Source organism: Parundibacterium terreum (assembly GCF_014636315.1).
Classification (GTDB): Bacteria; Pseudomonadota; Gammaproteobacteria; order Burkholderiales; family Burkholderiaceae_D; genus Undibacterium; species Undibacterium terreum.
In genome coordinates this window covers 54,550-76,230 of sequence record NZ_BMED01000004.1, presented here as the reverse complement: position 1 = coordinate 76,230, position 21,681 = coordinate 54,550, and the positions used below count along the sequence as shown (strand labels likewise).

The 21,681-nt window shown below is 56.3% G+C and carries 22 protein-coding genes; 10 read left to right on the top strand and 12 right to left on the bottom strand.

All coding sequences use genetic code 11. The annotated features are described in order from the left end of the window. Positions 1-89 precede the first annotated feature (89 nt). A complete protein-coding gene (locus IEW12_RS18870; RefSeq protein ID WP_188567659.1) occupies positions 90-392 on the bottom strand; it encodes a DUF1330 domain-containing protein in 303 nt (100 codons plus the stop codon). 92 nt (positions 393-484) lie between these two features. Further along, entirely contained in the window at positions 485-1,462 is a 978-nt protein-coding gene (locus IEW12_RS18865) for an NAD(P)H-dependent flavin oxidoreductase (protein ID WP_188567658.1), read from the bottom strand. Positions 1,463-1,675: 213 nt separating this feature from the next. Between IEW12_RS18865 and IEW12_RS18860 the strand changes: the two genes are divergently transcribed. Together IEW12_RS18860 and IEW12_RS18855 are read left to right on the top strand one after the other, a co-directional pair. Then, entirely contained in the window at positions 1,676-2,326 is a 651-nt protein-coding gene (locus IEW12_RS18860) for a TetR/AcrR family transcriptional regulator (protein WP_188567657.1), read from the top strand. An 89-nt stretch (positions 2,327-2,415) separates the two neighbouring features. Then, positions 2,416-3,270: an enoyl-CoA hydratase-related protein gene (locus tag IEW12_RS18855; RefSeq protein WP_188567656.1), complete on the top strand. Its 855-nt coding sequence runs from the start codon at positions 2,416-2,418 to the stop codon at positions 3,268-3,270. Positions 3,271-3,291: 21 nt separating this feature from the next. Here IEW12_RS18855 and IEW12_RS18850 read toward each other — a convergent pair whose 3' ends face one another. From IEW12_RS18850 to IEW12_RS18825, 6 genes are all read right to left on the bottom strand, one after another. Continuing rightward, positions 3,292-4,194 carry an alpha/beta hydrolase gene (locus IEW12_RS18850; RefSeq protein ID WP_188567655.1) on the bottom strand — a complete coding sequence of 301 codons (903 nt, stop codon included), beginning with the start codon at positions 4,192-4,194 and terminating at the stop codon, positions 3,292-3,294. A 139-nt stretch (positions 4,195-4,333) separates the two neighbouring features. Further along, a complete protein-coding gene (locus IEW12_RS18845) occupies positions 4,334-5,254 on the bottom strand; it encodes an MBL fold metallo-hydrolase (protein WP_229751225.1) in 921 nt (306 codons plus the stop codon). Positions 5,255-5,262: 8 nt separating this feature from the next. Continuing rightward, positions 5,263-5,481: a DUF1289 domain-containing protein gene (locus IEW12_RS18840; RefSeq protein ID WP_188567654.1), complete on the bottom strand. Its 219-nt coding sequence runs from the start codon at positions 5,479-5,481 to the stop codon at positions 5,263-5,265. A gap of 39 nt (positions 5,482-5,520) precedes the next feature. Continuing rightward, positions 5,521-6,012, bottom strand: a complete 492-nt coding sequence (locus IEW12_RS18835; RefSeq protein WP_188567653.1) for a YbaK/EbsC family protein — start codon at positions 6,010-6,012, stop codon at positions 5,521-5,523. 83 nt (positions 6,013-6,095) lie between these two features. Then, complete coding sequence (locus tag IEW12_RS18830) at positions 6,096-6,440, bottom strand: hypothetical protein (protein WP_188567652.1); 345 nt, start codon at positions 6,438-6,440, stop codon at positions 6,096-6,098. Positions 6,441-6,609: 169 nt separating this feature from the next. Next, entirely contained in the window at positions 6,610-7,857 is a 1,248-nt protein-coding gene (locus IEW12_RS18825; RefSeq protein WP_188567651.1) for a TIGR03862 family flavoprotein, read from the bottom strand. A 191-nt stretch (positions 7,858-8,048) separates the two neighbouring features. On the opposite strand from IEW12_RS18825, the gene IEW12_RS18820 reads away from it, so the two are divergent. The 7 genes from IEW12_RS18820 to IEW12_RS18790 all read left to right on the top strand — a co-directional run bounded on the left by IEW12_RS18820 (position 8,049) and on the right by IEW12_RS18790 (position 16,277). Then, positions 8,049-9,293, top strand: a complete 1,245-nt coding sequence (locus tag IEW12_RS18820; protein ID WP_188567650.1) for a GGDEF domain-containing protein — start codon at positions 8,049-8,051, stop codon at positions 9,291-9,293. 255 nt (positions 9,294-9,548) lie between these two features. Beyond that, the gene (locus IEW12_RS18815; protein WP_188567649.1) at positions 9,549-9,914 is read left to right on the top strand and encodes a VOC family protein; all 366 of its coding nucleotides are present in this window, start codon (positions 9,549-9,551) and stop codon (positions 9,912-9,914) included. Between the two features lie 123 nt (positions 9,915-10,037). Further along, entirely contained in the window at positions 10,038-10,418 is a 381-nt protein-coding gene (locus tag IEW12_RS18810; RefSeq protein ID WP_229751224.1) for a YybH family protein, read from the top strand. A 388-nt stretch (positions 10,419-10,806) separates the two neighbouring features. Then, complete coding sequence (locus IEW12_RS18805) at positions 10,807-13,116, top strand: phosphoesterase (protein WP_188567647.1); 2,310 nt, start codon at positions 10,807-10,809, stop codon at positions 13,114-13,116. A gap of 203 nt (positions 13,117-13,319) precedes the next feature. Beyond that, positions 13,320-14,681, top strand: a complete 1,362-nt coding sequence (locus tag IEW12_RS18800) for a cytochrome-c peroxidase (protein ID WP_188567646.1) — start codon at positions 13,320-13,322, stop codon at positions 14,679-14,681. 64 nt (positions 14,682-14,745) lie between these two features. After that, entirely contained in the window at positions 14,746-15,387 is a 642-nt protein-coding gene (locus IEW12_RS18795) for an SEN1982 family lipoprotein (RefSeq protein WP_188567645.1), read from the top strand. A gap of 8 nt (positions 15,388-15,395) precedes the next feature. Beyond that, positions 15,396-16,277 (top strand): 2OG-Fe(II) oxygenase, encoded by an 882-nt coding sequence (locus IEW12_RS18790; protein WP_188567644.1) that lies wholly within the window; start codon positions 15,396-15,398, stop codon positions 16,275-16,277. A 78-nt stretch (positions 16,278-16,355) separates the two neighbouring features. Here the strand turns inward: IEW12_RS18790 and IEW12_RS18785 are convergent, their stop codons facing one another. From IEW12_RS18785 to IEW12_RS18775, 3 genes are all read right to left on the bottom strand, one after another. Continuing rightward, positions 16,356-17,486 (bottom strand): substrate-binding domain-containing protein, encoded by a 1,131-nt coding sequence (locus IEW12_RS18785; RefSeq protein ID WP_188567643.1) that lies wholly within the window; start codon positions 17,484-17,486, stop codon positions 16,356-16,358. A gap of 383 nt (positions 17,487-17,869) precedes the next feature. Next, entirely contained in the window at positions 17,870-18,628 is a 759-nt protein-coding gene (locus tag IEW12_RS18780; protein WP_188567642.1) for a head GIN domain-containing protein, read from the bottom strand. A 48-nt stretch (positions 18,629-18,676) separates the two neighbouring features. Continuing rightward, positions 18,677-19,546 (bottom strand): DUF1700 domain-containing protein, encoded by an 870-nt coding sequence (locus tag IEW12_RS18775; RefSeq protein ID WP_188567641.1) that lies wholly within the window; start codon positions 19,544-19,546, stop codon positions 18,677-18,679. A 78-nt stretch (positions 19,547-19,624) separates the two neighbouring features. Between IEW12_RS18775 and IEW12_RS18770 the strand changes: the two genes are divergently transcribed. After that, the gene (locus tag IEW12_RS18770; RefSeq protein WP_188567640.1) at positions 19,625-19,825 is read left to right on the top strand and encodes a hypothetical protein; all 201 of its coding nucleotides are present in this window, start codon (positions 19,625-19,627) and stop codon (positions 19,823-19,825) included. Between the two features lie 34 nt (positions 19,826-19,859). Here IEW12_RS18770 and IEW12_RS18765 read toward each other — a convergent pair whose 3' ends face one another. Next, positions 19,860-21,590 (bottom strand): ABC transporter substrate-binding protein, encoded by a 1,731-nt coding sequence (locus IEW12_RS18765; RefSeq protein ID WP_188567639.1) that lies wholly within the window; start codon positions 21,588-21,590, stop codon positions 19,860-19,862. Between the last annotated feature and the right edge of the window lie 91 nt (positions 21,591-21,681).

Sequence of the window (21,681 nt, the reverse complement as noted above, 5' to 3'; positions counted from 1 at the left end):
TTTGTTGGAAATATTGATTTAATCCAATAACGGCAAACACGGAGCAAAACTTGAATGCGGGTAAAACCCTTGCCGAAGCAACTACATCTCTACATACCTTCCACGATCAGCAAACGCCCTATCGAATGTTGCTGGCGTATAGCCCTGGCCTTGGTGTATTCAACCGAGTCATACCATTTCTTGGCCTGCTCCATGGAGGGAAATTCGGTGATCACTGTGCGCCAGCCGGAATTATGCTGCGCATCCTCGCCTTCCATTTGCTCGCGCAGGCCGCCGCGAACCAGGAAAGTGCCGCCATATTGTTCCAGACTGGCAGTGGAAAGCGGGCGGTAATCGGCATAGCCGTCCGGATTGGTAACCTGTATCTCTGCAACGACGTAAGCTTTCGGCATTTATTTCTCCATAAAAAAAGGGCATACCTGCAAACAGGATTGCCCTTATTCTAAGATAAACAGCTGGCCCTCACAGGACCGGCCCGGTTTGTCTAATTGCCCAGTATGCGCGCCCTGGCTGCTTCATATTCTGAGCTCAGGCGCTGCACGACTTCCGCCACGCTGGGCGCGTCATGCATCAGGCCTACACCCTGGCCTGCGCCCCAGATATCGCGCCAGGCTTTGGCCTTGCTACCACCACCGGAGCCGAAATTCATCGCGCTCTTGTCTGCCACTGGCAAGGCATCAGGGTCCAGGCCGGCAGCAACGATGGATTTCTTCAGGTAGTTGCCGTGTACGCCGGTAAACAAATTGGTGTACACGATGTCGGCCGCATTGGAATCGATGATGGCCTGGCGATAGGCATCGTCAACATTTGATTCCTGCGTCGCCAGCCAGCGCGAACCGATATAGGCGAAATCGGCCCCCATCGCTTCGGCCGCCAAAATCGCATCGCCGGAAGCGATGGCTCCGGACAAGGCGATCGGGCCTTTGAAAAATTTACGCACTTCTCCCACCAGTGCAAACGGCGACAGGCCGCCGGCATGGCCGCCTGCGCCGGCTGCAACTAGGATCAGGCCGTCAACACCGGCTTCCAGCGCTTTTTGCGCGTGGCGGATGGAAATAACGTCGTGCAATACGATGCCGCCATAGCTGTGGATCGCATCCAGCATTTCCTTGGGTGGTGCGCGCAGCGAAGAAATGATCACAGGCACCTGGTGCTTGACGCACATTTCCACGTCATGTGCCAGCCTGTCATTGGACTGGTGGACGATCTGGTTCACGGCGATAGGGCCTATCTTGGCACCCGGATTGGCTTCCTTGTAGTCGGCGAGTTCTTTTTTCAGGTCCGTCAGCCAGGTATCCAGCAGTTCTGCGGGACGCGCATTCAATGCGGGGAAAGCGCCGACGATGCCGGCTTTGCACTGCGCAGCAACCAGTTTAGGGCCGCTGGCAATGAACAAGGGGGAACCTATGACGGGCAGGGCAAGATTTTGCAACGCAGCCGGCAGATGTTGTTTGGATGTCATGTCGATAATCCTGTCTCATTAATTGGGCGGCGGGACGGCCTCGTCGGTGTTGCCGCCTTGTTGTATTAAAACCTATTTCTCTGCATAACGCAGGCACAGCACAATCAGGGCATAAAGACCTGAATATTTGCGTTTTCAGATGATGCTGATATGATGTTATCAGAAAAAACGTTGTTTTTCACGAGTATTGAAATTTGCCGGAATAAGCCTGTCATGAGCAATCCCAAACCCAAAGTCGTCGATTTCCGCCAGGAGCAGGAAGACCTGCGCAACACCTTGCGCCAGGGCATGCTGGATGCTGCAACACGCCTGCTGGTGGAAGAAGGTGCCGCCGCGCTGACGGTGCGCAAGGTGGCTGAAGCAGTGAATTGTTCCACGACCTTGCTGTATTCGATTTTCGGCGGCAAGGATGGCTTGTCGAATGCCCTGTATCTGGAAGGTTTTTCCCGGCTGAAGCAGGAATATGCCGAATACGCAGCGCAACTCCCGCCCTCTACCAGCAGCGTGCAGGGTATCTGGAACTACGCCGACATTTACCACGGCTATGCGCGCCGCAATCCCAGCTATTACATGGTGATGTTCGGCGACGCCATCGCCGGATTTGTGCCGCCGCTGGAATCGCGCGTCGCAGCGTGGGAGTCTTTCACACCGCTGATCGCGCAGTTTGAGCGCTGCATGGCCGACGGCTCGCTGCCGGCTTCCAGCCCCACCGCCGCTGCCAGGCTGCTGTGGGCCAGCATGCACGGCGTGATCAGCCTGGAACTGAAAGGCTACTATCTAAAGAAAGAACACCCGGACGAGCTGTACAAGGCGGCGGTACGGGCAGTGCTGTGCTCGCTGAAGAATCCCGAAACAAAAGAATAAACGCAACGGCCGGAAAAACTGGCATGGGCTGTACAAAATAACCTGCACACAATAGCCTGCAAATAGAGGCGCCATACCAAGGAGACAATATGACTTACCAATGCTTTGAGCTGAAACTGGAAAACAAGATCGCCCACCTGAGCCTGAACCGGCCTGCGGCGATGAACACGATGCAGCCGCTGTTCTGGCGCGAACTGACGGCGATCCTGCAAACCCTGCAGCGCGAGGCGAATGCCAGGGTGCTGGTGATCTCGTCAACCGGCAAGCACTTCACTGCGGGCATGTCATTGGATGTGTTCGGCCAGGGCGGCATCTCACTGGACGACAGCAGCGCCAGCGGACGCGCCAACATCGTGCCGTCCTTGCAGGACATGCATCATGCATTCAACCTGATAGAACAATTGCGCATGCCGGTGATTGCGGCCATACAGGGCGGCTGCATAGGTGGTGGGGTCGACATGATCTCCGCCTGCGACATCAGGCTGGCCAGCGCCGATGCCTTCTTCTGCATCCAGGAAATCAACATCGGCATGACAGCCGACCTGGGCACCTTGCAGCGCCTGCCCAAGCTGATACCGGAAGGCATCGTGCATGAAATGGCCTATACCGGCCGCCGCCTGCCGTCGCAGCGCGCGCTGGCTGTCGGACTGGTCAACGAAGTATTTGATACCCAGCAAGCCATGCTGGAAGCGGCGCTGCAGATGGCAGCAGAAATCGCCGAGAAGCCTCCGGTAGCAATCTGGGGCAGCAAGCAGGCCATCCACTATGCGCGCGATCACAGCACGCACGACGCGCTGCAGCAGATGGGGTGGCTGCAATCCGGCATCTGGCAAACCAGCAATCTGGTGGAAGCTTTCCAGGCCAAGCAGCAAGGCCGCAAACCCAGCTTCCCGGATCTGGAACCGCTGCACAGCTTTGCCGATACCAGCTACGAATTGAAATAAATTGAAATAATCAACGCGGCATCAGGGTTGCGCCTGCCCTTTTAAAGGTAGGCGGCCTCCGTCGCTGGCAACGAACTGCACCACGCTGTCCAGCGTGGGCGCCAGTCCACGCAAGGGCCAGGCCATGCTGGCAATCAGGCTGACATGGCTGGTCTTGTCGAAATGCAGCACCGTCACCGGCACACCGGCGGCTCTTAGCCTGGCCGCAAGCCCGTCGGTATTGCGCACCGGATTAACCAGCTTGTCGTTAAGGGATGCAATCAGCAGCGTGGGCGGTGCCGAGGCGCTGACATGATTGATGGGCTGCGAATCCGGCGGCGTATCCGGATAAAAAAATGCCGGCTGCGCATCCTTGTTTTGGATGGGAAGAAAATCATAAGGACCCGCCAGCCCCATCCAGCCGCGCAAGGCCGCAGGACTGCTGCCGGCCGCCTTCAGCCAGCGGGCATCCAGTGCCAGCATCGCAGCGTTATACGCCCCCGCGCTATGTCCCATGACAAACAGATGGGCCGCATCGCCGCCGTAGGCGTCAATATGGGCAATAGTCCATGCCACCGCCTGTGCCGAGTCTTCGACAAAAGACGGGTAGCGCACCTGTGGATACAGCCGGTAATCTGCCAGCACCGCAACGATGCCCCGGGAGGCCAGCGCCTCGCCGACAAACAGGTAATCAGCGCGATCGCCGCTGTTCCAGGTACCGCCATAGATGAACACGACCACCGGCGCCTTGCCTTGCAAATGTGCCGGCGTATAAATATCCAGCTTATTGCGCGCATCCGGCCCGTAAGAGATATCGGCAGCCTTGATATAGGATGAGCTGGGTGTCAGCGCATTGATGGCTTTGACGGGCGCGCACGCGATTATTCCTCCAGCAACAATCAGGGCGGACACTAGCAGCAGCGCAAGCTTGATCCAGGTGGCCATGCGGTTCCTATCACGGTGTAAGGTCGGTGTCGCGGGTTCAGAAAAGAGCCTGAATAGCCAAGAATAGCTACGAATAGTTATATACGCAGCTTGGAGCTATCCGGTTTCAAGGAGCAGCAGGCGGAACGCCAGCGCAAGCTCAGCGCGCGCTGATCAGTTCGCCGTCTTCCAGCCTGGCCGCGCCTGCCTTCACCAACTCTTCTGCCAGCGCTACGATCAGCTTATCGACAGGCGCATCCAGCTTCTGTGCCGCAGCCCACATAATGCGGTTCCCGCGCACCAGCCCATCCAGCGCCTGCAGGGAAAACTGCCGGGTCTCCAGCAGCAGGAAAGCCATCATCACCTTCAACGCATTGCGCGCATTGCGGCGCGGATCAGACGCCAGGTAGTCCAGCCTGCTGCGCGCCCGGTCCAGGGCCGCAGCGGCATTGGAAAACGGCGCGCCGTGGCCGGGAATCACCACGCGGATATCCAGCTCGCTGATCACCTGCAGCACCTGGGCCTGCTCGGCAAAGCCGGACTCGTCTTCCAATTCAGGAAAAATAACGCCAAAGCCATGCTCCCACAGTGCATCGGCAGAGATCAGGATAGCTTCGCTGGCGCAATACAGGATCAGTGAATGCGGGTCGTGGCCGGGCGCTGCCAGCACTTGCCATTCCATCCCGCCCAACATCAGGCAGTCCCCCGGCGACAGACTGGCATCGAAAGTGAAACGTTCGCATTTTTGCCCGGTCGCCTTATAGGTCAGGCGCTCTTCATCCCAGACTGCGACAGCATCGGCATCGGCCACCGGTATCAGGGTGCGGCAGGCATAGGCCTGCTGCAATATCGCGTTGCCGCCGCAGTGGTCCGAATGCAAATGGGTATTCACCAGCAAATCCAGCTTGCGCCCGTCCAAAGCATGCTGCACCAGCGCCAGTGTCTGCGCAGCGTGCGTCATATAGCCGCTATCAACCAGCGCCGTGCCTTGCTCATGCTGGAACAGGATATTGTTGGAAGACAGCCAGCCGCGCTCGAACACAGTCATCGATGGAGGTAGGAGGAGGGACTGGTCTGCCATGGTGTGCGCTACTCCTGAAACATCCTGTGCTTGATCTGGTGCCAGACGATGCGCTTATAGGCATTGTCTGCCTTGCTCCAGTGCGTGATCTCTTCTATCGTCCGGTAGCAGCCTTCGCACCAGCCGGCAATATTGTCCATCTTGCAGATGCCTATACAGGGCGAAGGCACGTCCGCATTGCCGTCAATGGTGGCGGCTTCAGGATCATAGTCGAATAAAATGCTCATGGACGGCGGTGCTTCTTTCTTTGCAATGACAGCATAAATTCAGGAACGCAAGGCGACATCTACCACCGGCGCACCTGTCATCGAAGTCAATTGCGCAGGCGTCAGTTTGAATACCGCATGCGGATGGCCGGCAGCCGCCCATACATCCTGGTATTGCATCAGGTCCTGGTCTATCAGCATCACGGTTTTTTCCAGATGGCCAATCGGGCAGACACCGCCAATCGCATAGCCTATGCGTTCTTTGACGAACTTGGCATCCGCCTTGCCCAGTGGCCCGACGATAGCGGCCACTTTGCTCTCATCCACACGGTTGGCGCCACTGGCCACCACCATCACTGCGGCATCATCGGACAAGCGGCGAAACACAATGGATTTGGCAATCTCGGCAACGCTGCAGCCCAGACCCGCGGCAGCTTCTGCCGAGGTCTTGCCGGTTGCGGGCAGCATCACTATGCTTTGTTCGTGCCCAAGCTGTTTGAGCAGGTCCGCCACTCTTTGGGCGGTATCGGGAAGAACGGTATCGGTAGACATGGACAGGCTGACAATAAGAACAGGTCCAATTTATAACACAGGAGCAAGGGCGCTGCAAAACACCGTCTGCAGCGCTGCGGGATTCAGGCTGCCACCGCCGGCTTGCCTCCCCAGTTGCCAAGCAGTGCCTGGTGCTGCGGCGGAACATCGGTCAGCTTCATGCCGGCGCGGTATTCATCGCCGCTGAGGATGGTGTAATTACAGTTTGCCTTGCACACCACCTGCGTGCGCTGCGACGCATCCCGGGGCTCGGGCACTTCCATCATCATCTGATACACCTGACCGTCGCTCAGCCTGTGCGCGCATTGCAACTGCACTCCTGCACCCGCGATATTCAATATTTTTGCCGGAACAATATTGCCGGGTGAAATCAGGATGGCGGCACGCCACGATACCGGAGAGCGAGGCGATGAACGGGAATCAATCATAGTGACAGGTATTTGGAGATGAATGACAGGAATAAGCTTGTTCATCCAGCATGGGCTTGCAGCAATAGCAGACTCAGCACAGGAGTAGGCATTGAAGCCGGCTACGCGGGATAAACTTTTAACAATATGTTGATTGTATCAACTTTTCCCGTTTAGTATTTCCCGGCGGCTAATTTTTGCTTTGCAGCCACTCCAGTACGCCGCTGCCGGCACGCCTGCCGCTGGCAAAACAGGCTGTCAGCAGGTAACCGCCGGTAGGCGCCTCCCAGTCCAGCATTTCGCCGGCGCAGAACACGCCGGGCATTTCACGCAGCATCAGTGCCTTATCCATGGCCTCGAAAGTTACCCCGCCTGCACTGCTGATGGCCTCGTCTATGGGCCGCGCCGCTTTCAGGCGCACCGGCAGCGACTTGACGGCTTGCGCCAGCAACTGCGGCTGCTGAAAAGCCTCGGCGGCCAAGCATTCCCGCAATAAGGCGGTCTTGACGCCATCCAACCCCAGCCTGCCTTGCAGGTGGCTGGACCAGGAACGCGAGCCGCGCGGATGCATGACCTCCTCATCCACTCTTGCCTGAGATTTTCCGGGGGCCAGGTCCAGATACAGCACGGCCTCGCCCTGCGCCGCAATCAAATCCCGCAAAGGCGCAGACAGCGCATAAATCAGGCTGCCCTCGACGCCGCCCGCGGTAATCACGAATTGTCCCTGACGCGTGATGCTGTTGCCGTTGACATCCTGCAAGCTGGCAATCACCGAAGTCAGAGGCTGCCCGGCCTGGCGCTGCGTAAAATGCTCGGACCATTGCACATCAAAGCCGCAATTGGCCGGCCGCAGCGGCGATATCTGTACATTCTTTTCCTGCAGCAAGGGAACCCAGGCGCCATCCGAGCCCAGACGCGCCCAGCTGGCGCCACCCAATGCCAGTACTACCGCGTCCGCCTGCACGCTCAAGTCTCCGTCCGGGGTAGAAAAACGCAGATCGCTGCCGCTCCAGCCTGTCCAGCGATGACGCTGATGAAAACGCACACCGGCACTGCGCAAGCGGTGCAGCCAGGCACGCAGCAAAGGCGCAGCTTTCATATCGGTAGGAAACACCCGCCCGGAGCTGCCGACAAAAGTTGCAATACCCAATTCTTCTGCCCAGGCGCGCAAGGCATCGGGACCGAAGTCTTGCAGCAAACCGGCAATCTCATTTTGCCTGCCGGCATAGCGTTGCAAGAAAGGCTCCAGAGGCTCGGAATGCGTCAAATTCATTCCACCCTTTCCTGCAAGCAAGAATTTGCGCCCTACAGACGGCATTGCATCATACAGATCAACCTGCAATCCGCTTGCAGCGATTATTTCTGCCGCCATCAAACCTGCCGGCCCGCCACCGATGATGGCAACTTTGCCAGCATTCTTATTATTATTTTTTGTCATTTTCTTTCGCAATTCCTGCCTGTTTTCAAACCCCGCCATTGTATAGGAGCCGGCATGGCGACGCTGCAGGCACGGGCGCAATCATTGTCATGACAATGATCATGACGCTCCATGCAACATCTACGAATAAATACTTAGCTGGCAAGCAATCCACGGTTACAATTCCACAAAAACCTAGAAAATACTTGCAGATGCTGAAACTTGATAAACCCACCCTGGATTTGGTTATTGTTGCAGCGAGCCTGGTATCGATGCTGGTGTTGATTGCAGTGTGGCGCATCAACCGCCAGATGCCCGGCACCGCATGGTGGGCAGCCGCAGCATCCTTGGTCACCCCAGGATTTTTCCTGTCCATGTTTTTCGTTGACCTTGGCATTCCCCGCCAACTGGTTATCGCCATCAGTAATTCCTTGACACTGACCACGCTGCTGCTGATGCTGGAAGGCACGTTGCGCTTTCGCGGTTATCCGTCGCTCACCCGCTGGCGCTGGGGCGCAATGCTGATCCCGGTTTTCGTGCTGATGGCTTTTGCCAACCGTGACGACGCAATCCACCGCTACCTGTTCCACGACACTGTTGCAACCATATTGGCACTCTGCATGGCCGCAATCTTTCTATATCGCAGCCGCCAGCTGGAAATCATGACGCACGGCATCGCCACTTTTTTTCTGATGGCGGTGGCAGCCGGGTTTGCCGGACGCTGGCTGCTCGCCTTCCATGCAAGCAGCCAGCAGCAACTGGTGCAAGAACCCTATATGGGCGTTTTGTCATTGATAGGCATCTTGTTTACGATGGGGTGGACGTTCAGCGTCAGTACCGCCTGTAACCTGCGCGCGCAAAAGACCATACTCGATATGGCGCGCGAAGATACCTTGACCGGGCTCCCCAATCGCAGGCACTTTGACGAAATCATGCGCAGGTATATCGCACAGGGTGGACGCACCGAAACAGGCTTTGGCTTTATCCTGGCTGACCTGAACGATTTCAAGCAGGTCAACGACCGCCACGGTCACCAGGCCGGCGATGCCCTGCTGATAGAGGTCGCGCAGCGCCTGCGTAAATTCGCGCGTGATGCGGACTTTGTAGGACGTATAGGCGGCGACGAGTTTGTCGTGCTGTCTTCCGGTATCCATGACCAGCAACAGCTTAATTCCACCATGCAACGCCTGCGGGCATCCCTGGACGGACCGGCGCAAGTCAATGGCGTGATGCTGGATATCCATACCAGCCTGGGAGCAGCGCGCTGGCCCAGGGACGGCGTGAGCCAGGACAGGCTGATGCAAATAGCCGACCAGCGCATGTACGCAGACAAGTCGCGGCAAAAGGCAGGCCGCCAAGCGCCATTGCCTGAACTGGTTGCAGACTCATCCTTTGCATTTGAGCAAAGAGAGCCGGCAGAGGCACAGGTCGCAGCGTCCGCAATGCGGGGCCATTGACACCATTCCGACGCGCCATTAGCCCCCTGCATCTTCGCGCGCACTACAGTGTTGCTGGAAATACGCAGGCAATCACAGTCGCCGAGAAAAAGCTTGATGATTGCAGTAGCCGGGGGCATTATCGATCAAGCAGCCAATAAAAAAATCGGAGAATTCAAGCAGCCGAAAACCGGCTAATGCGCACCGCATTTTCCGCTCTCCGGCGTTCCGACGCTTCGATGCCCCGACACCCCATCAAGCATTCCGGGAGAAATCATGAGCCTGTCCAGCCTGGGCCAAGTCGCCTTACAGATTTCCAATACCGATGCATCGCAAGAATTTTACGGTGGCAAGCTAGGCTTGAAGCAGCTATACCGTTTTGGCGACCTGCTGTTTTTTGATTGCGGCGGTGTACGCCTGATGCTGGATGGCGCGCCGAAACTTTCCATACCTCCTTGCAGCCAATGCCTGTATTTCAAGGTTGATGATATAGCAAACACCTACGACAAGATGCGCAGCGCAGGTGTGGTTTTCCTGGACAAGCCGCACCTGATCAGCAAGATGCCTGATCACGATTTATGGATGGTATTTTTTAAGGACCCGGATGGCCATCTGCTGGCCTTGATGGAAGAAAAAAGATAGCTGCCAGCCGCCATGCCGCTATTAGACAAAACAACAGGAGCTTACCTCATGCGCAGACTTTGGAAAATATTGGGCACAGCATGCATCGTTTGCCTGTCCGCATTGCCACTGCATGGCTTAGCAATGACCGAACTGCAGAAACAGGTTGCCGATACCGAGCGTGCTTTTGCGAAAACCATGGCGACCCGCGATCACGCGGCATTCACGCGCTTTTTATCGGAAGAAACCGTGTTCTTTTCCGGCCCTTCTCCTTTGCATGGAAAGCAGCAAGTGGCCGACTGGTGGAAAAAATTCTATGAAAAACCCGACGCTCCTTTTTCATGGGAGCCTGAACAGGTTGAAGTCCTGGACTCCGGTACCCTTGCCATTTCCAGCGGACCTGTGCGCGATCCCCAGGGCAAGCTGATTGCGACATTTACCTCCATCTGGAGACTGGAGGCGCCGAACACCTGGCGCATCATTTTTGACAAAGGCAATGAAGTTTGCGATTGCCCGAAAAAATAAACGCTGGCCGTCGCATCATTTTTAAATACCGGCCTAAAGCAAAAACGGTCTATGCGATGCGCAGCAATCGCTGCTAGAATCCGGGCACCTGAGTACCGCAGGCACCTCCTTCGCTGTTCAGACTTGCAGGCGCTCTTGCAATCACGCAATATCACGCGAGGCTGACAGCTCTCTCCCAGCGCAAGCTCCCAACTCCTCTCCGCACGCGATACAACATTTCCCGACGTTTGTTAAGCCCCTGTTTCTTAATGATACAAACAGTCATGGAAAATTCATAAACGACAAAAAAGTATCTGCCAACATGGCGACCAGTGGCTATTGCGCGCTGCAGTCGCGTGCCGCATCTCTCCGCCACCATCGGCAGAAAATCAACTTTACAAGGTCAATTATGAACATCCCGAAAGGCGTTTCATTGAATTTTTCGTTGACGGCGCTCGCCGCCGCGACATCCATGCTGGCAGCCTGTAGCGGCGGCAGCGATGCAGTATCCGATCCAGGCACTCCTCCAGCGTCCACTGTCACTGTCAAAGGCGTAGTCGCCGCCAGCGCACTGCAGCCTGGCAGCGCGACCGATCCTACTATCCTGGCCGGCTACTACCAGGGCGCATTGGTCTGCGTCGATGCCAACAATAACGGCAAATGCGATAGCAGCGAAAATCCGGTCACAACCGATGCCAAAGGCAATTTCTCCATCGCATTGCCAGCCGCAGCTGCACTGATCGCCGATATCGGCACCAGCGCCACTAATACGGCCAACGGCGCCAAGGTCGGCACCCGCAATGTATTCCGCGTGACGGTTGACCAGGTCAAGGAACAATCCGCCGGTGTCGTCATCAGCCCACTGTCCGCGGAAGTAGCTCGCCAGATCGAAGCCAACACCAGCGACTATGCAACAGAGAAACAAAACCTGGCCACCCGCATCGGTGTGCCTGTCGCCAGCGTATTGAGCGATGTCAATACAGTGACCGGCACTACACAGTCCGCCATGCTGACCGAAGCCAATGCCCTGAGCAACCGCTTCGCGTATGCGATCACAAAGCTGGACCGCGGCGACCTGTATCCGGACGCACTGGCAGTACCAGGCGGCGATCCACGCCTGAAAGGCTTGTCCAACGTCACCGCCCTGACTGCCAATACAGCAGAAACACGCACTGCAATTACTTTCGCGCAATCGCAGCAAGCGGCATTCAACGTGGAAGGCATCCCGCGTTATGACCACGTATTCGTGGTCATGCTGGAAAACAAGGCAACTTCTTCCATCCTGAATTCGGCTTTCGCGCCAAAAATCAACGCCTACCTGAAAGCAGGCAACCAGTTGACCAGCTACTATGCAACCGGCAATCCTAGCGAACCGAACTACACTGCGCTGGGCGGCGCTGACGATTTCGGTATCTCTGACGACAGCCAGTGGAACTGCGATGCGACCGGTGCCAATGCCGTGCAAGACTCCATCCCTGACAACACCAAGCCAGGCCTTGCCAGCTCACCATTCGCAGCGACCTGCACACAAGCTGCCGCAGTCAACCATAACATCACCGGCAAACCTAATCTGTTCAATGCACTGACCAGCGCCGGCCTGAACTGGAGGACTTACAACGAGTCCACCAATCCTGGCCAAGACTTGCGTACCGACAGCGTTGCCGACGCTGCAGTGACGGCACAGGATAATGTATATGCTCCAGGCACAATGGCAGGCAACGCCACAGCCGTCGGTAATGCAGCTTTGACGCTGCCTATGCCGGCCGGCTTGTACAAGACCAAGCATCATCCAGGCATGGCTTACCAGAACGTACGTAGTGCACCGGAATGGGGCTACAGCAACCGTACCCTGGGCGGCGGCCAATGGGATGCCAACCTGAAGAACAGTTCTGCCTACAAGATCCCTGCCGGCTATGACGCCGACCAGTTGGGCACCGATCTGGCCAGCGGCAACGTCGGCAACCTGAACTTCATCATGCCTGACCAGTGCGACGACATGCACGGTATTTCCGTCAAGGGTACAGCGAGCGGCGTCGCCGGCACTGCCAGCGATTGCAGCAGCGTAGCCAACAACGTTCCAAACGCAACGGGCGGTGCCATCATTACCCGCGGCGACAACTATGTCGATTATCTGGTCAAGAAGATCCAGGCTTCTCCGCTGTGGAAAAATCCGCAAAAACGTGTTGCCATCGTTCTCATGTTTGACGAAGGCAATGCCACTAGCGGCCTGAATTCCTGCTGCGGCTGGAACGTTGCCAATAGCACTGTTGCCAATCCTCTGAAACAGAACGCCGACGGCACCTGGTCGCCTGATACAACGGTCAACAACTACACCAAGGGTAACCGCGGTCACGGCCAAAGTATCTTCGGCATCCTGACCAATCAGGCAAATGCTCCTAAAGGCATCTCGGACAGCGATTCTTATAGCCACTTCTCGCTGGTACGTACCTTCCAGGACATGTTCCAGCTGGCTGATCCGGCCAATGATGCAAGCTATATGAATCGTTCCAAATACACGGAAAAATTCATCTCGGCAAATATCCTGAATCTGCCAGAGTATGCCGGTAGCTCGGATACGCACTTCGATTCCGTGCGTCCGACCAACCATGCATTCGTGATCCCTGCAAGCTACACGCAGAAGCAGTCTGCTGATGCCGCAGGTGCAGCGCAGCTGGGTGCCGATGCCAGCCAGGTCAACGTCTGGTCCGTCAAGAAGTAATCCGCAAGCCTGAACCCGGCCTGTAGCACGGGTTCAGTTTTATTCGCCGTGTGTTTTGGCCGTGCAAGCAGCTAAAACACCGGCTTGAAGGAACGAAGGGCGAACGATAGACGGTCGCCCTTCATGCATTCTCCGCTTTAAGTGACGGTCCGATATGACGGTCTTATAAATCAACTTTTAAGCGACTTTTTACGGTAGCTATCATGCGTTTCAATACCCTGTATCTTTCCGGCATTTTGCTGATGGGCCTGACAGCCTGCGGCGGCTCCCGTGATGCCGCGCCGGTCTCTCCCGCCAATAATGCCGCGCCGCCCGCAGCGCCTGTTATCGTGGCGCCGGTCAAACTGAGCGTAGCGGCACAAGTGGGACAAAAGATGTTCTTCGACCAAAGCCTGTCCGGCTCAGGGAAGATGTCTTGCGCCACTTGCCACGATCCGGCCTTTGCTTACGGCCCTCCGAATAATCTGGCCATGCAGTTGGGTGGCCCCAAGCTCGACCAGATGGGCAACCGCGCGGTACCGTCACTGCGCTACAAGGACATTACGCCCGCGTATGCCGACCTGCTGGATAACCCGGACGGCTTCAGTGCCCCCGGACCGGGCGGCGGCTTCACTGCAGATGGCCGAGTCGATACGCTGGCCGAACAAGCCAAGATCCCGCTGCTGGATCCGGTTGAAATGGCCAATGCCAGCAGTGCTGATGTCGTCAAGAAAATCCAGGCTTCCGCCTATGCCGACCTGTTCCGCCAGGCCTATGGCCAGGATGCCTTTGCCGACAGTGATGCCGCGTTCAACAATGCCACCAAGGCGCTGCAGGCTTTCCAGATGGAAGACACCAGCTTCCATCCATATAGCAGCAAGTTCGACCTGTATGCAGCCAACAAGATAGGTGGCAGCCTGACAGCGGCAGAGATGCGCGGATTGAAGATATTTTCCGATCCTCAAGTCGGCAATTGCTCGTCCTGTCACTATCAAGGTGCCGGCCTGAACGGCAGTTCAGCCTTGTTCACTGATTTTTCCTACGAAGCTATCGGCGTGCCGCGCAACAACGGCATCAGCTTGAATCAGGATGCGACTCGCTTCGACATGGGCGTATGCGGTCCCTTGCGCAGTGATCACAAGCCCAAGTCGGCGACCGATGCCAACAGCTTTTGCGGCATGTTCAAGACACCGACCTTGCGCAATGTGGCAACCCGCAAGGTATTTTTTCACAATGGCGTGATCAATTCGCTGGAACAGGCAATACGTTTCTACAACACGCGCGACACGATGCCGGAGCTGTGGTACCCGACCGTCGGCGGCACCGCCCTGAAGACCAATGATGCGAGTTTCCCTAGCTATGGCCTGATCAAGACCCAGTACAAGGGCGGCAAGGTGCAGAAATACGATGACTTGCCTGCCATATACCAGGGCAATATCGATACGCAATTGCCGCTGGATGGCCGCAAGGCAGGCTCGAAGGAGCCGATGACGGAACAGAATATTGCCGACCTGATCTGCTTTCTCGGCACCTTGACGGACGGCTATCAACCCGGCCAGGCAGCGTCCGGCAAATGTGCCGACTGATGCCATGTGATGCCCGCCGACAGACCTCGTATTTAAAATTATTTTTGCATACCAAGACAGAACCATGAACAAATTCAGCATCTCCCTGCTTTCCGTGTTAACCGCCTCCACTCTGGCAGCGTGCAGCAACAAAACTGATCTGAACCAGGACAATATCAGCGCCGGTCTGACCACCTATCTCGCCAAGCGCGGCGATCTGTGCCTGGCAAAAAATGTCTGGCCTATCGACGTGACGCAAAAGGATGTCGATACCGGCGGCAGGAATGCGATACAGATGCCGATACTGGAAAAGCTCGGTCTGGCGCAGTCATCGGTAGCAACAGTGACTGCAACGGAAGAAGGCGTCAGCGCCGAGATCAAGGTCAGGCGCTATACGCTGACCGAGAACGGCAAGAAATACTATCTGAACAAGGAAATGCGCAGCGTCAGATCCGACGGCGACATCAAACTGCAGCAAGGCGACCTGTGCGCCGCCAAGCTCAGCCTGGACAAGGTGATAGGCTGGGAAGAAGCAAAAACCAATGACAGCAGCAAGATGGTGGCAGTCAGCTATACCTACAAGGTCGATGCAGCCCCATGGACTGCGGATGCCGACATCCAAAAGGTATTTCCGATGGTGGATCGGGTCGTGCGCGGCGCCGGCAGCATGGTGCTGAAGGAAAGCTTCAAACTGACCGGCGAAGGCTGGGTTGCCGTCGACCTGTGAGCTGAAACATGAGTACTGTCATTCGTTTCACGCGGGACCTCAGCACCTGGATCTGCCAGAACCTGGATCAGGGGTTTTCACCCAGCGCGCTGATACAGATCATGCAGGAGCAGCGTATGGCGGCGGAAGCCGCGCAGGCCATCATGCAAGCCTTCGTCAAGGCACGCCGCTCCTGTAATCCTGTACCTATCGATCATGTGGTGGTTGAGGAAAGCTCGCTCGACTATGTGTACCAGACGCCTATCTTCCGGCCCGGCACCAGCATCAGCACTTCGGACAGGGTGGTGGGTATCGCTGCGCGCGCAGAACGCCCTATGCTGGCCGTACTCAGTAATGTGCTCAGTAGTGAGGAATGCACCGAATTGATCAGGCTGGCAAAGCCACGTCTGAAGGCGTCCACCATTGTGGACCCGATGACGGGCAAGGATATAGTCAGCGGCAACCGCAGCAGCTTCGGCATGTTTTTCCAGTTGCAGGAAAACAGTTTCATTGCACGACTGGACCAGCGTATTTCCGAAATCATGAACTTGCCGATAGAACACGGCGAGGGCTTGCAGATTCTTTACTATCCGACCGGAGCCGGCAGCGCGCCGCATTTTGATTTCCTGGTGCCGTCCAACCCTGCAAACCAGGCTTCACTGGCACGTAGCGGCCAGCGCGTCAGCACCATGGTGACGTATCTGAATGAAGTGGAGGAAGGCGGCCAGACGGTATTCCCCGAGGCTGGCTGGGCCGTTTCGCCGGTGCGCGGCAACGCTGTCTATTTTGAATATGCGAACACCCTGGGTCAGTTGGATCATGCCTCGCTGCATGCCAGCAATCCGGTTACGCAAGGTGAAAAATGGGTGGCAACCAAATGGATGCGGCAACGGCCCTTTGTGTCTGCCTGAATGTAAAAAAGGCCGGACTAAAGTCCGGCCTTTTATTTCTAGGGTACTTGCCCAGCTTTGCAGCAACAACGCCAGGTCTTATTTGGCCCAATACCTCTGATACTGGGCGCGATAGTCGTTGCCGGGATCAAATACATTTTTCGGGCCGCCATCGTAAGCAATATTCTGACTGGTCACCAGATGTACCTGGGTCACGTAGCCGCTGGGCTGGCCGCCTGAGAAAGCGCGGTTCAATTCATCGACGATTTGCCAGCCATGCATGAACAGCGGTTCCGGCACCGTGCCTATCTGCAGGTTGTTCGACTTGATGCGCTTATAGGCCAGGCTAGAACCGTCGCCAGCAGACAGGCATTGCACCTTATTGTTGGCCAGCAGCGCAGCAATCGCCGGTTTTTCCATCAAATCAAAATACAAGTCATTCACGCCTATCGCCTGGTTCCATTTGGCGCCGTAGCGCTTGGTCAGGCCTTCCACCACCTTCAGCATTTTTGACGGTGCATCCGCAGCAGGAATGTCTTCCACGCTCAGCAGGCGGCAACCTTCGCACTGCTTGATGACCTCGATGATTGCAGCAGACTTGGCCTGGGAATATGCATTCGAATTATCGGTGAACACGACAATGCCGCCCTTGCTGTTGGACTCCACTACGCCATACAGCGCAGCAATCTGGGCTGCATCCTTCGGATTGGTCGCGATATTAGTGAACAAGCCATCTGTCGCACCCGATTTGACGGAAGCATGCCAGCCCACCACTGGAACCTTGGCTTCCGCCGCAGCCGCCAGCCCCTTGGCCTGCGTCGCCGCATCCACGCCGGCCAGTACGATGCCGTCAGGCTTCATGTCCAGCGCCTGGCTGACTATCGCCGCTCCCTGATTGCACCTGCCGCCGCAATCTATCGTCAGCACCCACCAGCCTGCGCTGGTTCCGGCCTCTTTCACACCGTTATAGATACCGCTGATGCCGGCGTCGCTCATGTCGGAAGCGATGAAGACGATTTTCTTTTTCTTGACCAGCTTGGGACCATCCACCGGGCCGTCCCAGTGATTCTTCAAGGCTGCAGCGCGCGCCACCTTGGCATTGGCCCGGCTCATGAATTGCACAGGGTTTTCCTGCGCCAGCGCCTCGCCCAGCATGCCGACAGCGAGGATAAGACTGGTGAGTGAAGCTGCAACGCGAACTGTAAAGCACCTACCATGGGTCGATATCATGATGTCAGCTTGATCTGGTTAAGGGGTAAAACCGGAAGGCATGCATGAAGCTGCGTGCGCGGGAAATTTTTTGTAACTATTTGTTCCACTGCGGAACGATTATTACAGATAAATGTCACGCAAAATATAGAGTTGCTATACCAAAACCACTTGCCGGAATTTTATATTTCCAATTGGAAATAATTTAACTTAAATTTGGCAATTGAGGTTTTTATCAATGTAAACGCCCCGTTTCAGTGGCGAAAGCGAGACACTAGGGAGCCTCAAAAGCCCAGAAACAGCACCGAATAGCCGCCCAAATAGAAAAAGCCCGCTACCTCTACCGGGCGGGCCTCTCCTGTATCTGTTGCAACTGCTTACTTAATAAGCGTCAGATTGCTTAATTACTGCCAGCTAATGTCGCCCGAACCTCGGCGCTCGGCATTACGTTTGCCGGGATTGCCATAAACGCGGATATCACCGCTACCGAAACTGCCTACCCTGGCCTCTTGCGATGCATAGATCTTGGCATCCGCCGAGCCCATTGATTGTACGATGGCCTGGCTGACCTTCAAGTTGGACGCATCCAGGCCGCCGGAACCGGCCAGCTTCGCATTCAGCACTTTGGCCTGCCCTTTCAATGTCGCTTCACCCGAGCCCATGATGCTGACATCGACATGATCGCTATTGCCCAGCCCCAGTTTCAGGTCGCCGCTACCGGTGGAGTTCACCTGCACCTGCTGGTAATCGCCATCAAAACTCAGGTTGCCCGAGCCGCGCATCGCCAGCTCCACGCTCTTGCCACGAAAACCGCTGATGACGCCGTCGCCGCTACCCAGCATCTGCAGCTTTTCCAGATTAGGCAGCACCAGTTCCACCCTCAGCGGCTGGCGCAGCATCATGAACACACCCTTGGTGCCTATGTACAGGGTATTGCCCTCCACCCGGGTCGTCACTCGTGACGCCATCGCCGGCTCGCCGCGTATCTGCAGGTCAGGCGTATTGCCCTGCCTGAGTCCCAGGTCCATAGGGCCATTCAATACCACGTGCACCACGCCGGCCTCTATGGTCGCTGCATGCGCAGTCATGAAGGTGCTGGTGATTGCTATCAAGACTGCCGCCAATACCAACATCCCCGCGCCTATCCTGATAATCGTTTTCATAACATTCTCCTTTAAAGCTTATTGAATCAAATAGTGTTCGTGCCGGGCTTAAGCTGCCCTGGCGAGCATCGGCATCCTGAGCAGGGAAATATTCCACTGCAGATAGTGCTTGAAGCCGATGAAGGTGTACCGGGTCATGCACAGGCTGAACAGGAACAGCGCTATGCCGCCCAGCAGCAGGCCCAGGCCCTTCCAGATGTGATGCGCGCTGACGCGGTTACCCACTTTTACATGAATTTTAGCTTTTTCGTCAGCACTGTTTGCACTGGCTGCAACTACAGCAGACGCAGGAGCGGAGGCAACCACAGAAGCTGCAGTGCCGGCCGCATTGCTGGCTGCACTGCTTGCCTGGCTGGCTGGCACGCTGTCTGCGGGCAAAACCACCACGCTTTCATCCTCATCGACCATGATGCCGGAAGGACCTATGTCCACATGGACGCTGTTTCTTCCACCGCGATGTGCCTTGATGCCGGATTCGTTGATAACGACCTGGTGATGGGAAGGAATGTCAAAATTGAAATTATCGACACCGGAGATGCTGGCCGCGGTAATACCTATGCCCGCGCCATAAAAAGCCAGTGCCGACACATAGCTGGCAAACAATAAGCAGAAATACACGGTCGCCGGGATGATCATGAACAAGTTGAACACCGCCAGGCCGATCAGCGAGACAAACAGGCCGGCGACATTGCCGACGCTAAAGTCCTTCTTGACCTCCTGATAATGCACACCGGCTCTCTTTTGCGCGGCGACCAGGCCGGGCTGTGGCAAACCGGCGGCGATATCTTCTTCGCTGCGCCCTTCCACCATCGCATCGACAAACTTGCGCTCGTAGGTCCACATCGTTTCTTCTATCGTTTCTGCGGGCAAACCATCCAGCGCCTGTTTCAACGCATTCATATATTCTGTTTTATTCATTTTTCTTCCCCCTGGTGGTCGACATCTTGGAATCGTCTAGCTGAACTTTAAACCGATGCGAATGGCAAGCAAAACGCCATGCGACAGTTGGTATTTTTGGGGGAGCAGACGACATACAAGCAGGACAGATTGCAGGCGGGTAAGGACAGGCTGCATGTTGACATTGCAATCTGGAAACAAATATCTGCCGGCAGCCAGGGCAGCAAGGAAATCGCGGGCGAAAAAAAACGCGGCGAGCGCCGCGTTTTCGGACTGACAACTGAAGCTGAATGGGCCTGAATGGGATCTTAGTGGGCCTATGCGGCACGCACCATTATCTGACCCGGCCTTCCTTCCAGGCTTGCAGCAACTTGTCGTAAGGGATGGTTTCGCCCTTGGGTTTTTCGTTCGCCAGTTTCTTCCATGGAGCAGCCGTATCGGACAGATACTTGCTGGCGTCGGTCTTGGGGTTCAGCTTCGGCGCGCAGTTTTTCATGCCTGCCCGCTCCAGCCTGCCCATGATCTGGTCCATTTCTTCGGCCAGGTTGTCCATGGCAGCCTGCGGCGTTTTTTCACCGGTGACGGCAATCGCTACGTTTTTCCACCATAGCTGCGCCATTTTTGGATAATCCGGCACATTGGTACCGGTCGGCGTCCATGCTACGCGGGCCGGGCTGCGGTAAAACTCGATCAGACCGCCGTATTCGTCTGCATGCTTGGTGAAGTAGTCGCTACGGATATCGGAATCGCGGATGAAGGTCAGGCCGACAATGGATTTTTTCAGCGATACGGTTTTGGACGTCACGAATTGACCATACAGCCATGCTGCCGACATGCGGTCCACCGGTGTGCTCTTCAGGAAAGTCCAGGAGCCGACGTCCTGATAGCCGTTTTGCATGCCGTCTTTCCAGTAAGGGCCGTGCGGCGACGGCGCCATGCGCCATTTCGGTTTGCCGTCCGGGTTCACCGCAGGCAGGCCGACCTTGGTGGCGCCGGCAGTAAAGGCGCTATACCAGAAGATCTGCTGCGCAATCTGGCCTTGGCCGGGAACCGGGCCGGCTTCGCCGAAAGTCATACCCATCGCGGTTGGCGGAGCGTATTTCTTCATCCAGTCTATGTATTTGGTCAACGCATATACAGCCGCCGGGGAATTAGTAGCACCGCCGCGCGCCATGGAAGAACCGACAGGCGTGCATTTGTCTGCAGCAACACGGATACCCCATTCATCGATAGGCAAGCCGTTAGGAATGCCCTTGTCGGCAGCGCCAGCCATAGACAGCCAGGCATCGGTGAAACGCCAGCCCAGCGAAGGATCTTTCTTGCCATAGTCCATGTGGCCATAGATTTTCTTGCCGTCCAGCTCTTTCACATCATTGGTGAAAAATTCGGCGATGTCTTCATAGGCAGACCAGTTTTGCGGCACGCCCAGGTCGTAGCCGTATTTGGCCTTGAACTTGGCTTGCAGATCCTTGCGGGCGAACCAGTCTGCGCGGAACCAGTACAGATTGGCAAATTGCTGATCCGGCAATTGGTACATCTTGCCGTCCGGCGCCGTGGTGAAGCTGGTGCCGATGAAATCTTTCAGGTCCAGGCCGGGATTGGTGTATTCCTTGCCGACGCCGGCCATGTAATCGGTCAGCACGACGGTCTGGCCATAGCGGTAGTGGGTGCCGATCAGGTCGGAGTCATTGACCCAGCCGTCGTAGATGGATTTGCCGGATTGCAGCGAAGTCTGCATCTTCTCGACCAGATCACCCTCTTGTATCACTTCGTGGTTGACCTTGATGCCGGTGATTTCTTCAAAAGCCTTGGCCAGTGTCTTGGATTCATACACGTGGGTATCCAGGGTTTCGGACACCACGCTGATTTCCTTGATGCCCTTTTTCTTCAGCTTGTCCGCCGCCTCGATAAACCACTGCATTTCCTCCATCTGCTTTTTCTTGTCCAGAGTCGACGGCTGGAATTCGCTGTTCACCCACTTTTCGGCTGCCTTCGTATTAGCCCAGGATGCACCTGAAGCCAGCATCGCCGCTGCGGCAGCAAGTGCTGTCAATTGTAGTTTCATTTTGTCTCCTCTTGCTCTCTTATTGCCTTCCCAGGATTATTGACGCACGGCGGAGGAAGGATACTCGCCGCGCGCTAACGCATAGGCCAGG

What these genes read in the sequence shown, in the direction of transcription:
- IEW12_RS18830 (WP_188567652.1), bottom strand. Translation starts at nt 6,440, where the DNA reads ATGATTGATTCCCGTTCATCGCCTCGCTCTCCGGTATCGTGGCGTGCC.
- IEW12_RS18800 (WP_188567646.1), top strand. Translation starts at nt 13,320, where the DNA reads ATGCGTTTCAATACCCTGTATCTTTCCGGCATTTTGCTGATGGGCCTG.
- IEW12_RS18825 (WP_188567651.1), bottom strand. Translation starts at nt 7,857, where the DNA reads ATGACAAAAAATAATAATAAGAATGCTGGCAAAGTTGCCATCATCGGT.
- IEW12_RS18785 (WP_188567643.1), bottom strand. Translation starts at nt 17,486, where the DNA reads ATGATATCGACCCATGGTAGGTGCTTTACAGTTCGCGTTGCAGCTTCA.
- IEW12_RS18810 (WP_229751224.1), top strand. Translation starts at nt 10,038, where the DNA reads ATGACCGAACTGCAGAAACAGGTTGCCGATACCGAGCGTGCTTTTGCG.
- IEW12_RS18805 (WP_188567647.1), top strand. Translation starts at nt 10,807, where the DNA reads ATGAACATCCCGAAAGGCGTTTCATTGAATTTTTCGTTGACGGCGCTC.
- IEW12_RS18845 (WP_229751225.1), bottom strand. Translation starts at nt 5,254, where the DNA reads ATGGCAGACCAGTCCCTCCTCCTACCTCCATCGATGACTGTGTTCGAG.
- IEW12_RS18775 (WP_188567641.1), bottom strand. Translation starts at nt 19,546, where the DNA reads ATGAATAAAACAGAATATATGAATGCGTTGAAACAGGCGCTGGATGGT.
- IEW12_RS18865 (WP_188567658.1), bottom strand. Translation starts at nt 1,462, where the DNA reads ATGACATCCAAACAACATCTGCCGGCTGCGTTGCAAAATCTTGCCCTG.
- IEW12_RS18860 (WP_188567657.1), top strand. Translation starts at nt 1,676, where the DNA reads ATGAGCAATCCCAAACCCAAAGTCGTCGATTTCCGCCAGGAGCAGGAA.
- IEW12_RS18815 (WP_188567649.1), top strand. Translation starts at nt 9,549, where the DNA reads ATGAGCCTGTCCAGCCTGGGCCAAGTCGCCTTACAGATTTCCAATACC.
- IEW12_RS18780 (WP_188567642.1), bottom strand. Translation starts at nt 18,628, where the DNA reads ATGAAAACGATTATCAGGATAGGCGCGGGGATGTTGGTATTGGCGGCA.
- IEW12_RS18765 (WP_188567639.1), bottom strand. Translation starts at nt 21,590, where the DNA reads ATGAAACTACAATTGACAGCACTTGCTGCCGCAGCGGCGATGCTGGCT.
- IEW12_RS18870 (WP_188567659.1), bottom strand. Translation starts at nt 392, where the DNA reads ATGCCGAAAGCTTACGTCGTTGCAGAGATACAGGTTACCAATCCGGAC.
- IEW12_RS18835 (WP_188567653.1), bottom strand. Translation starts at nt 6,012, where the DNA reads ATGTCTACCGATACCGTTCTTCCCGATACCGCCCAAAGAGTGGCGGAC.
- IEW12_RS18795 (WP_188567645.1), top strand. Translation starts at nt 14,746, where the DNA reads ATGAACAAATTCAGCATCTCCCTGCTTTCCGTGTTAACCGCCTCCACT.
- IEW12_RS18855 (WP_188567656.1), top strand. Translation starts at nt 2,416, where the DNA reads ATGACTTACCAATGCTTTGAGCTGAAACTGGAAAACAAGATCGCCCAC.
- IEW12_RS18840 (WP_188567654.1), bottom strand. Translation starts at nt 5,481, where the DNA reads ATGAGCATTTTATTCGACTATGATCCTGAAGCCGCCACCATTGACGGC.
- IEW12_RS18820 (WP_188567650.1), top strand. Translation starts at nt 8,049, where the DNA reads ATGCTGAAACTTGATAAACCCACCCTGGATTTGGTTATTGTTGCAGCG.
- IEW12_RS18770 (WP_188567640.1), top strand. Translation starts at nt 19,625, where the DNA reads ATGCGACAGTTGGTATTTTTGGGGGAGCAGACGACATACAAGCAGGAC.
- IEW12_RS18790 (WP_188567644.1), top strand. Translation starts at nt 15,396, where the DNA reads ATGAGTACTGTCATTCGTTTCACGCGGGACCTCAGCACCTGGATCTGC.
- IEW12_RS18850 (WP_188567655.1), bottom strand. Translation starts at nt 4,194, where the DNA reads ATGGCCACCTGGATCAAGCTTGCGCTGCTGCTAGTGTCCGCCCTGATT.